This is a genomic window from Allobosea sp. 2KB_26, from assembly GCF_052115715.1.
Lineage (GTDB): Bacteria > Pseudomonadota > Alphaproteobacteria > Rhizobiales > Beijerinckiaceae > Allobosea.
In genome coordinates this window covers 1-10,407 of the sequence record NZ_JBFRHE010000041.1, presented here as the reverse complement: position 1 = coordinate 10,407, position 10,407 = coordinate 1, and the positions used below count along the sequence as shown (strand labels likewise).

The window sequence follows — 10,407 nt, the reverse complement described above, 5'->3', positions numbered from 1 at the left end:
CTCGGTCGTTGTGCTCGCATGGCAGCCGCCCGGCAGCCTCGCGCCATTCATGCCGATGCCGTTTCGAATTCACGCGCCAGGAGCCCTGGAGCAACGGACCTGACCTTCGAGCCGGAAGCTCGTCGGCGACAGCAGCCCAAGGGACAGGCTCTCAGTCAGGCCCGACCGGCATTCCGGTTTGAGAACGGCACCCGCGCGCGGCGGCTGGAGCATTTTTCACACGAACTGGCCCGGTTCCTCCGTCACCAACCGGCGGAGAACCTCTCTATCCGCCGGGGCCGGCGCGTCCGGCTGGTTTGGCTGGCATGACAGCCCGGAGATGGAGACGTTGACGGCGCAATGGCTGGCCAGCACCATTGAGACCCAGGCGCAAAGGCTGCTGGACGATGTCCAGCGCAGCGCGCTCAACACCGTGCCCGTCGCGCCGCTCGGCCAGATCATTCCCAAAACCGCCTATCGCCGCAACCTGCAGGGCATCCTGACCGCCTCCTCCCCGCTGCTCTGGAACGTCCGCCGGGCGTGAAGGCCCATCCGGTTGATCTTGGGAGGGCGATCCTGCTCGGAGCCTGACAGCAAGCCCGCCGGAGCGATCCGGCGGGTTTTGGATGGTGCCGGCTGCGGGGGCGGTCGAACCCCTGGTCTGAGAGCTGAAGACAAGTAGCGCGGCCGTTCATCGTTCCCCCGGGTAACTGGATCGATATCGTGGTGACGGGCCCCATCGACGGCGATAGGGCTAAGGCAGCGGCGGACGATCTATCTGTTCAACGTCGACTTCGATTTCCGCGAAAAGAGCCCTCAGATCTTCGCCAAGGACGGCTCACCCTTGGCGAAGAACCCATTCCTCGATGCGCGCGTCAGGGAAGCCTTCGATCTCGCGATCGATCGCCAGGCGCTCGCCGAGATCGCCATGGAAGGCTTCGGCAAACCCGTCGGACAGCTGGTGACGCCGCATATCTTCGGGCTCAATCGCGATCTGCCAATGACCAAACCCAATGCCGCACGCGCGAAACAGCTCCTCGAAGAGGCAGGCTAACAGCTCGACCTTCCCTAGCGGTGGTCAATACAAAAATGCCAACGGAGCCCAAAACAGGCGATAGTTCGCGATCTTATTTTATTTATTTCTATTCATGCATTTTATATCGAGTCGAAATTACAATTATTACTATCAACAGCGCAGGAAATTCGAATATGGTACTGCCACCACGTGATGCAGAGGCAACGTTTCGACGGGTCACGTCTGCAAACGTCTCTGAAATTTGTGAACTGAGCGAGACTCTGCCGGAAGAACAGAGGGATTTTGTCGCGGACAACGGGTCGTCGATTGCAGAAGGATTCTGTTCGGAATCGGCTTGGTTCCGTGGAGTTTATGCGGGCGACGTCTTGATCGGTTTCGTTATGGTGCACGAAGGATCGGATTGGGACGATGGGATCGACTGCCCTGGCCCTTACTTGTGGCGTTTCATGATCGCCAGACCTTTTCAGAACCGCGGCTTTGGAAAGCAGGCAATCTCCAAGATCGCTGCGCGCCTCCGATCGCGGGGTATCAGAGAACTTTACACGAGCTTTGGCCTTGGGCCGGGCAGCCCGCAGGCATTCTATGAAAAGCTCGGCTTTTCTCCCACCGGCGGAATGTTCGACGAGGAGGTCGAAGTCGTCCTTTCGCTCGTGGATCGGTGAACGGGCACCCCAGGGCATCCTGACGGCGTCCTCCCCGCTGTTCTGGAACGTCCGCCGGGCCTGACACCCTTCCCCTGCAGGCGTTCGCCACCAGGGCAACCGGCAGTCGGGCTGAACGCGATCTCCCGGGCCGCGCGCAATCAGGGCGCGCGGCCCGACGGCCATGCTGGATCATCGGATCGGATATCGTATCCGGTCCGGTGATCTAACCATCTGTGATTGCATCGGCTTTGCCTCGAAAACCGCAATCCACTCTTCGGGCAGATGCTTTCTGTGTTCGCATCGGCTTTGCCTTGAAAACCGCAATCCACTTTTCGGGCCGATGCTTTAGGCAGCCTGGCTTTTGGTCACATTGGCCATCTCGATGGCGTCTTTGACGATCTGCCGGATCTCGTCGCCGGAGAGTGTGTCCTGCTCCCGGAAACGCGCGGAGAGTGCGTCCAGGGCAGGCTCGTTGGCGCGCAGCAGCGTGAGAGCGGCGGCGTAGCATTCGCGCAGCAAGTCTTCGACTTCGTCATCGACGCGCTGCTTTGAATTCTCCGAGATCGGTCGGGCCGAAAACGCACTGCCGCCGTCGACGCGGCTGGCCATCGTCGAGCCCATGCCAAAGCGGGTGATCATATCGCGGGCTATCTTGGTCGCTTCGTGGATGTCCGCGGCAGCCCCGCTCGTGATGGCGTCGACGCCAAACTTGATTTCCTCCGCAGCCCGGCCTGCCATCGTGACGATCAGTTCGGCCTTCAGCTTCGACTTGCGGAGCAGCACACGGTCCTTCAGCGGCAGCATTGCGATATGCCCAAGCGAGCGCCCGCGGGGAGCCACGGTGCCTTTGTGGATCGGGTCGCATTCCGGCTGCAGGACATTTGCCAGCGCGTGCCCTGCTTCATGCACGATGATCGTTTCCATCTCGTCGGGATCGATCATCAGTCCGTGGCGCTGGTCGCCGCCGAGCAATTTGGCGTCACGCGCCTCCTCGAAATCCGCCATCCTGACCTGATGGTCGCCGCGTTTGCCGGCACGCAATGCAGCCTCGTTCACCAGCGTCGCCAGATCGGCTCCCGAGAAACCGGGTGTTCCGCGTGCGACCGTCGCGAAATCGACGTCCGGGGCGATCTCGACGTCGCGCGCCGAAACCAAAAGGATCCGTTCACGGGCCATCTGGTCAGGTGCCGGCACGGTGATGTGCAGATCAAAGCGGCCGGCCCTCACCAGCGCCGGGTCGAGGACATCAAATGCGGTTGGTCGCGCCAATGATGACGATGCCCGCGGACGACCCCAACCCGTCAAGCTGCGTCAGCAGCTCGTTGAGCGTGTTGGCGGAATCGTTTTCCACCGAGCTCGAGCCATCGGAGCGCCGCTTTCCCACCGAGTCGATCTCGTCGATGAAGAGAATGCAGGGAGCGCGTTTGCGCAGCTGTTTGAAGATCGATCGCACGCGTGCGGCGCCGACACCGGCAAACATTTCCTGGAACGCAGAGCCGGAGACCGAAAGAAAGGGAACGCCAGCCTCGCCCGCCACCGCCTTGGCCAGGAGAGTCTTGCCGTTGCCTGGATCACCTTCGAGCAGAACCCCACTCCTCGCCCGGGCGCCCACGGCTTCGAACTTCGACGGGTCCTTCAGATAAGCCACGATGTCCCGGAGAGCCTGCTTACCCTCGTCAGCTCCAGCGACGTGATCGAACCGGGTGAACGATTTCGGGTCGCCAGGCTTGATGAACTCACCGATCTTCGACTTGCTTCGGACAGTGCGGAGCAGCCAGACGGCCATTCCGACGATCAGGGCCAGCACCAGGACTTGCGCCACCAGCCCGAAAATTCCCAATGACAGGCTGAGCGCACTGACCTCGGGACTGCCGAATTCCACGTCCGTGCCGCTCTTTGCCAGGTCTATCGCCCAGGCCTGAGACACCGGCGTCCGAATGACTGCCGAGCGCCCATCCATCGTCGTCACCCGCGCCTGGCGATCATCGAGGAGCCGGACGCTCTTCAGCTGACCGGCCTCGGCGAGCTTCAGCGTCTCGGCAAACGAGATCTCAGCTGGTCGATGTTCGGGGGCCGCCGATGCGAGCACCGGCGTGCCCAGCACGAGCGCGAGGGTGAGGACGCGGAGAAGATGAAGCATGCGAGCCCGGACTTTGAATCGACCCTGACGAGCGTCGCACGCCTCGGGAAAGAGTAAACAACTCGTTAATTTTATCCTTAAGATTGGGGCTCGGAGATGGCCGAGCCTCTCCCCGGGCTTCGGACAGTGCCTGAAGCGACGCGTCCTCGTCAGCGCCATGCCGCATGTGGGCCAGGCGCCTGCGACTTCGGTGGGGTATTCAGGCCGGCAGTTCGGTCGGAAGGCCTAAGCTGGCCCGTTGCGGACTCTATACGGTCCCAACCGTCTGAATGCAGGCGCCCGTCCGGAGCTATTGCGATGGTGAGACGGGTGAACGCCGGCGATGTGGCGGGGAGCGTCTCCTTCCGGGCAGGAGGCCGATGTCCGTTTGTGGCGCTACGCGGCCTTGAGGCTTTGCGCGGTCCACGCGACCGGCTTGGGTGGCTGGCGATTACGCGGCGGCAACAGCGTCGAAGACTTCACCAACTCCTCGAGGACCAAGCCACGTTCCTTTAGCAGGGCTTCGCGCAATGGCCTCAACTCACTCAGGCTTTCGACCTTCCGCCGCAAAATCATCGACCGCGGTCTCATGCGCGTCGAACGGATCGGCGACTGCCTAGCGCCGGATACCATGGCTACTGCGAACTACGCCGGCCACCTGCTCGCGAGGAGCGTCGGTGGTGTGGATGAGCGCGGCACTGCTGACGCGTTTAGGTGGACCTCCCAAGAAGAGCAACCAGACCGTTACCCTATGTTGAAACAGTCGGCCTTAAGAGCGAAGTCAGGGCGTGTCGGATTTGGTCCATTGCACCCGGCGCCCTTATGCTGCACTTAACTGCATCGAAAGCTTCTCGCCCTATCGGGACCTCATGTCTTGGGGTGGTTTTCGAGAGAGTATTCTGGCGGCCTTGCTGCTTCTAGTGGCGCTTGCGCATCTTGGCGCCGGATCGGCTAGCGCGGCTGATGACACGGACATTCGCGGCTCCTGCTGGGCGTCTGGCAGCATCTCCGAAGAGGTGGTCACCATAGCTCGGTCAGCCGAGCGATGGCTCTGTGGGGATCAAAAGTTCTCCATTGCTGCGGAGCGGGTGCTGCTTCGGTTCGAAATCAGCCCCGACGATAGCCCTCCCCGATATTTTCTCTCAAGGCGGAGCGCACTCAAGGGGGTGCACCTGCTTGCGATCGACAGGGATGGCGCGGTTCGGCAAACGTTCGTCGCCGCGGCTGCCCTGGCCAGTTCAATGGTTGGCGGATACTTCAAGGCTTCCCTGCCGGAAGTGACGCACGCGACACGGCAGATCGTCGTCGCAATTGACCTGCCGAGCCACCGGATGACTCTGGAGAGGGCACTTTTGACGTCGATCGATGCCGTCGGCGGCGACAAGGGGGACATGCGGCTCCTGCTGATCATAGCGGGGCTTGCCGGCATGCTCCTCATGCCCTTGTTCTTCAATGCGGCATTCTATCGGATCCTGCGTGAGCCTTTCGTTCTCTGGCACTCGGCCCTCACGCTGTCGCTGTTGATGACCATCCTGGTTTCATCGGGGCTCTCGGTTGCATTTTTCAATCCGCCCGCGATGACGTTGAGCTGGATGACGACCTTGATCTTCGGGATCACCGTCGCGTCCGGAGCCATGTTCACCTACAGCTTCATCGAACCCGGTCTGATGCATCCGGTTCTTCGGCGGCTGCTGCCCTATTGTGCGGCATGGGCACTATTCCTGGCCACGTTTCATGCGGCTTTTCCGTTCGTTGCCCGGCCCATACAATCGAGCGCATACACGGCGGCGTTTGCGCCGATCCTCGCCGTATTCTTATTGTCGATGGTCGATGCATTATGCCGCGGAAGCCGCGCCGCGAAGTTTCAGGCTATTGGATACTCGCCATTGGTGCTGGTCGGGCTGATCCGTCTGGTGAGCGGGATCATTCCCTGGTTCCACAATGCCGATGCCATGCTCATGTTTTACGTCGGTTGCCTGTGCGAAGTGCTTTTCACGACGCTTGGCGTAGCTGACCGGTTCGTGACCATAAAGCGCGAGCGAGATCGCGCACGCACTGAAGCCGATTTGCTTGAACGGCTTTCGGAAACGGACCCGTTGACGGGATTGCTCAATCGGCGGGCGATCGAGAGGCAGTTCGAGCAGCTTCGGGTGGAAGGCTTCGCCACGTTGGCCGTGATCGACCTTGATCACTTCAAAGCGATCAACGACGTCAATGGGCATGTGGTCGGAGATGCGGTGCTCAAGGCTGTGGCCAAAGCCCTGCAGGCTGACCTGAATGTTCTGGCATACCGCTTCGGCGGCGAAGAATTCATGCTCCTCTTACGTGGGGGTGACGCTGGCACCCAGGCCGAGCGGCGGCGAAACGCGATCCCGGCAATTGTCGCCAATACAGTCGCAGGTCTTGAACGACCCGTAACTGCCAGCATGGGTGTTACGGACCTTTGTGACGATGAAAGCTTCGCGAGTCTCTATGAAAGAGCCGACAAACTGCTCTACGAAGCCAAAAGCGCGGGGCGAAATCGAACCCGGAGTGCCGTCAGGTCGATGGAGGCGCAGGAGATCTTTCCGAACGAATGCCCGCTGGCAGCATAGACAGAAGGTCGAAGCCGCAGAGCTTACAACGCTCTAGAGCAGTTGCGGAACCGCGACCGTGAACCACTTGCAGTCCCCTCCGAAATCTTCAGCCTCGATCGTGCTCGCGGAAGTCGGATCGTTTCGGCCAGGTCAAGAGGCAATCCGATTGCGCTCTCCAACGGCTCAAGGACTGGCAGCTTGGTCCTGAGCGGTTGATGGGCCAAGTCAGATCAACATGATCAGGACAGCGAAGCGCCTTCTCAGGAAGCAGAATCGCCCGCCTCGACGCATGATCACCGACAAGCTTGGCTCCCCCCATACCCCTCTGCTCAGTTCATCGAACGACATCGCTGACCGCCAAGACGCTGATGGAAGGATGTTTTCCGATGCCCGCCGCGCGCGGGAATGTCCGCTTTCTGGCAGGCACCCGATGTCGGGGTATGGTGCATCACGTGATGTCGGTTGTCTTCGACTGACGTGCCTCGCTCAACGAGCGGCGATATTCGCTTGGCAACCGGCCAAATGTTGCCCTGAATTTCCGGCCGAAATGGGTCATGTCCGAGAACCCCCAGCTGTAAGCGATATCACTCACCGTCCGGTGCGATTGTGCAGGATCTTCGAGGGCTTTCCTACAGCGCGCCAGCCGCCTCTCCTGGACAACCCGCGAGATCGACGTGTTTTCATCTGCCAGCGCGGCATTGGCGTAGCGCAAGCTCACACCCGCCGCGGCTGCAACCGATCCCAGATCGATCTGCGGTTCATGCAGGCGCGCTTCAATCGCGGCGCGTACCTTCAGGCGGACCAGCGAACGAGCCGACGAAGAGCGCTGCGCTTGTTCTCCGCCCGCTTTTCCCAGCGACAGCGCGATCAAATCCAGTGTCTGGCTCCTGACGGTTTCTTCCGCCACTGGGCTTAGGCGGTCAAGGAACGTCGGCAGCGTTGCCAAGAATGCCGAGGTCAATCCGATCTCAGCCTCAACCGGCCGAAGCGTGCGGGCAGCAACCGCTCGTAAGGGGCCTATGCGCGCTTCCAGCTGCCGCCTCGGTGCTTTGACCACCAGCAGCCGCGAGTCGGCAGAGAACGTCCCCGTATAGGGCAAGCATGGATCGAGGAGCGTCATGTCGCCTGGATCAAGCAAGGCATCCCTGCCCTCTTGCTCCAGCACCAGCCGACCTGCTGCTTGGCGACAGATCAGGATCTCATCAGAATTCGCATTCGCGGCGTGGGCGGCACTGTGAACGACGGCCATCGCGGCATTGCTGAATTCGACGAAGCCGAGGTCGGCGAGAGCGCCCGACCGAAGCTCCGCATGAAATTCCGGCCGGCAGCGCGGCCTGGAATCGTGATGGGTCACGTTCTGGCAGGCGACGCTGTGCCAGTAGTCGAACCGGTCGCGACGCGGGACGTCTGCCGTCGAGAACACCAACTTCATTTCAGCCTCCCGGCCTGGAAGCACGGCCGATCATCAGTGCCCACCCAGCCGATCACCAGGCGCATGAGTCGAGTAGGGTTCATGAAATCACAAACATGGCGATGGCTCCAATATGGACAAAATCTACAAATCCGATTTTGGCGATCTAATACTTCCCGTATTGTCGCGTGACCAACGCGACGGCGAGCATGATCAACTCACCTACAAAGTGAATCTAAATGACCTCCTCGACCTGTCGAGAGATGGGATACTCGTTGGCGATCTGACCGATAGGGATTGCCCACTGATATATGTTAACCCAGCGTTTGAGCGGATCACTGGGTATACAAAGAACGAAGTAATTGGGAAAAATTGTCGCTACCTTCAGGGAGGAGACCGCCTCCAGCCAGAAATCGAATATCTGCGCGCAGCGATCGATAGTCGACTTAGTGTTTGCGTAACACTTCGCAATTATCGAAAAGACGGCGAAATGTTCTGGAATGAACTTAGTCTTACTCCAATCAATGCGCCTCATGGTCAACCAACACATTACCTGGGGTTGATGCGCGACGTAACAGTGCGTAAGCGCGCATTGGATCGCGTCGAGCACAGTGTACGCATCGATCATTTGACCGGCGCGCTTAGCCGTAGTGCATTTGCGGACGAGGTTGCTCATCTCACAAAAGATAAGTCAGAACCGATGCTTGTCGCCAAGCTCGATGTTGCAGGATTTCACGACATCAACGCGAGCTATGGTTACGACGCCGGCAATGAGGTGTTGACACAGATCGCCGATCGCATCCGGAGCGTGGGCTTCGCTGTCGTTTCACGAACGGGATCCAACGAATTCGCAATCGCGCAGCCGCTAGGGCACCAGAATAATACCCGAGAGACGATCAATTTGATCCGCTCTGCTTTGGCGTCGAACTTCCGAGTGACGGGAGCGACAATCAACATTCGCTTTGCCATTGGCTTTGTCGTCGGCGTTTCGACTTTGGACGCAACGAGGTTGATGCGCCAGGCCGACTCCGCCCTGCGACGCTCCAAGTCCAGCCTCTCTCTCGAAGCCTGCGAGTTCAACGCCGAGGATGAGATGCGCAGCCGCAATCGCGTCCGGATGACCAGCGAGATACGGCAGGCGCTGGCAAACGACGAGTTCGGATTTCAGTATCAGCCCAAGGTTGATCTCTCGACAGGGGCCATTGTGGGGGCCGAGGCCTTGCTGCGCTGGCGACACGGCCTGTTCGGCACGCAGTTGCCTGGTGGCTTTATCGGCCATGCCGAGGACACGGGGCTGATCCTGGAGATCAGCCGGCGCGGCTTACGCGCCGTAGCAGACTTCGCGGCCCGGATGAATCAGGGGCGCAGTCGTGCGCTCAACGTTTCAATCAATGTGTCAGCCATCGAATTTAGGCACCGCGATATGCCTGCATTCGTGAGCGAAGTAATTTCAGCGAGCGGCGTCGATCCTCGCTGGATCACGCTTGAGCTCACGGAAAGCAAGATGGCGGAGAGCGCCCCCGCGATGATAGCCATCATGACGCGACTGCGAAACCTCGGCGTTGGCCTTTCGATCGATGATTTCGGAACCGGATACGCGAATCTGCGCTATCTGGAGGAGTTTCCCATTACCGAACTCAAGATCGATCGCAGCTTCATCCGCGGCCTTGGGCAAAGCCGGTCGAAAACGATCATTGTCGAAGCGATTGTTCGTCTATCCGATGTACTTGGCTTCCAGATCGTCGCTGAAGGCATAGAGACGCACGAGGAATGCGCGCGGCTGAGAGATTTAGGATGCCACTTTGGCCAGGGTTTCCTGTTCGGTAAGGCGATCGATCCGGAGGCCTTCGCAGAAGTCGTCGCCCAAACGGTGGCATGAGCGCAACTCGATTCGGGCCAAGCTGCCGGAGGGCAGAGTCCGAGAGGCGCCAGCCCTTCGCGTTGGCCCTCTCGCCCAAACCGACCGCCCGGATTCGGACATTCTGGACTTCAGGAAATGGCTACACCTCGACCTTCGGACAGTACGCCGCGAACGTCCGTATTGGATCGCCAACCGGCCGCGGTTTTACCGCCTGCCAATGTCCGGTTCCGGGCAAAGCGCCAGGTTCCGCTGTTGGCGCAACTCTGATCCAGCGCCAGGCGGTACGGACGTGGCTTTCCGTGCCTCGCTGCCGAGTCGGGATGACGACGGCCGTAATCGTCGGCTGTTTCTCGAAGCGCACCGCCTTCCGCATCGTCCGGACCGACCCCGCACGGAATGACCACCAGCCGGGCTCCGAGACGTCGCGTCTGGCCGCGTTTGTCGTTGGTCATGCCCTTGTCGCACAAGCGGCACGTCGTGGCGATTATGCGACGCCTGCCATCGCCCTCGCGGTCCGACGCGTTTGGAACGGACCATGGGGAATCTCCGGCGGAGCAAAACTGTCGGAACTGGCGCGGTCCCAGCGGCTGTACCAATCGGCGAGCTCCGGAAACTCGTCTCCGCCCAGCAGGAATCCCTCCGGCAGATAGGGGAAGGCCTCGTTGCCATCGAGGAACTCGTTGTCCTTCTGTCTGAACATGAAGTGATAGGGCATGAAGTCGCTGGGATGGCTGAGGCCCGCCGCACCCGCGATTTCGCCGAGCGCGTGCATGGTGTTGCG

General features: G+C 60.4%; 9 protein-coding genes and 1 pseudogene. 5 read left to right on the top strand and 5 right to left on the bottom strand.

Annotated features, from left to right (window positions below; genetic code table 11):
- The first annotated feature begins 319 nt into the window (after window positions 1–319).
- The 3 genes from AB4099_RS34815 (at window position 320) to AB4099_RS34805 (ending at window position 1,677) form a co-directional block, all read left to right on the top strand.
- The gene (locus AB4099_RS34815; protein WP_441481450.1) at window positions 320–523 is read left to right on the top strand and encodes a hypothetical protein; all 204 of its coding nucleotides are present in this window, start codon (window positions 320–322) and stop codon (window positions 521–523) included.
- A 204-nt stretch (window positions 524–727) separates the two neighbouring features.
- A complete protein-coding gene (locus tag AB4099_RS34810; protein WP_441481451.1) occupies window positions 728–1,033 on the top strand; it encodes an ABC transporter substrate-binding protein in 306 nt (101 codons plus the stop codon).
- A 155-nt stretch (window positions 1,034–1,188) separates the two neighbouring features.
- On the top strand, window positions 1,189–1,677 hold the full coding sequence (locus AB4099_RS34805) for a GNAT family N-acetyltransferase (protein ID WP_441481449.1): 489 nt from the start codon (window positions 1,189–1,191) through the stop codon (window positions 1,675–1,677).
- A 327-nt stretch (window positions 1,678–2,004) separates the two neighbouring features.
- Here AB4099_RS34805 and AB4099_RS34800 read toward each other — a convergent pair whose 3' ends face one another.
- Together AB4099_RS34800 and AB4099_RS34795 are read right to left on the bottom strand one after the other, a co-directional pair.
- Complete coding sequence (locus tag AB4099_RS34800) at window positions 2,005–2,928, bottom strand: ATP-dependent metallopeptidase FtsH/Yme1/Tma family protein (protein WP_441481448.1); 924 nt, start codon at window positions 2,926–2,928, stop codon at window positions 2,005–2,007.
- On the bottom strand, window positions 2,906–3,763 hold the full coding sequence (locus AB4099_RS34795; protein WP_441481447.1) for an AAA family ATPase: 858 nt from the start codon (window positions 3,761–3,763) through the stop codon (window positions 2,906–2,908). Before AB4099_RS34795 ends, AB4099_RS34800 begins: the two co-directional genes overlap by 23 nt.
- An 803-nt stretch (window positions 3,764–4,566) precedes the next feature.
- On the opposite strand from AB4099_RS34795, the gene AB4099_RS34790 reads away from it, so the two are divergent.
- Window positions 4,567–6,372 (top strand): sensor domain-containing diguanylate cyclase, encoded by a 1,806-nt coding sequence (locus AB4099_RS34790; protein ID WP_441481446.1) that lies wholly within the window; start codon window positions 4,567–4,569, stop codon window positions 6,370–6,372.
- Between the two features lie 430 nt (window positions 6,373–6,802).
- Here the strand turns inward: AB4099_RS34790 and AB4099_RS34785 are convergent, their stop codons facing one another.
- On the bottom strand, window positions 6,803–7,786 hold the full coding sequence (locus tag AB4099_RS34785; protein WP_441481445.1) for an AraC-like ligand-binding domain-containing protein: 984 nt from the start codon (window positions 7,784–7,786) through the stop codon (window positions 6,803–6,805).
- A gap of 112 nt (window positions 7,787–7,898) precedes the next feature.
- On the opposite strand from AB4099_RS34785, the gene AB4099_RS34780 reads away from it, so the two are divergent.
- Window positions 7,899–9,644, top strand: a complete 1,746-nt coding sequence (locus AB4099_RS34780; RefSeq protein ID WP_441481444.1) for a putative bifunctional diguanylate cyclase/phosphodiesterase — start codon at window positions 7,899–7,901, stop codon at window positions 9,642–9,644.
- Between the two features lie 110 nt (window positions 9,645–9,754).
- Here the strand turns inward: AB4099_RS34780 and AB4099_RS34775 are convergent, their stop codons facing one another.
- Together AB4099_RS34775 and AB4099_RS34770 are read right to left on the bottom strand one after the other, a co-directional pair.
- Window positions 9,755–10,078 (bottom strand): hypothetical protein, encoded by a 324-nt coding sequence (locus AB4099_RS34775; RefSeq protein ID WP_441481443.1) that lies wholly within the window; start codon window positions 10,076–10,078, stop codon window positions 9,755–9,757.
- Between the two features lie 32 nt (window positions 10,079–10,110).
- A pseudogene (locus tag AB4099_RS34770) lies at window positions 10,111–10,407 on the bottom strand (FMN-binding glutamate synthase family protein); the annotation flags it as partial.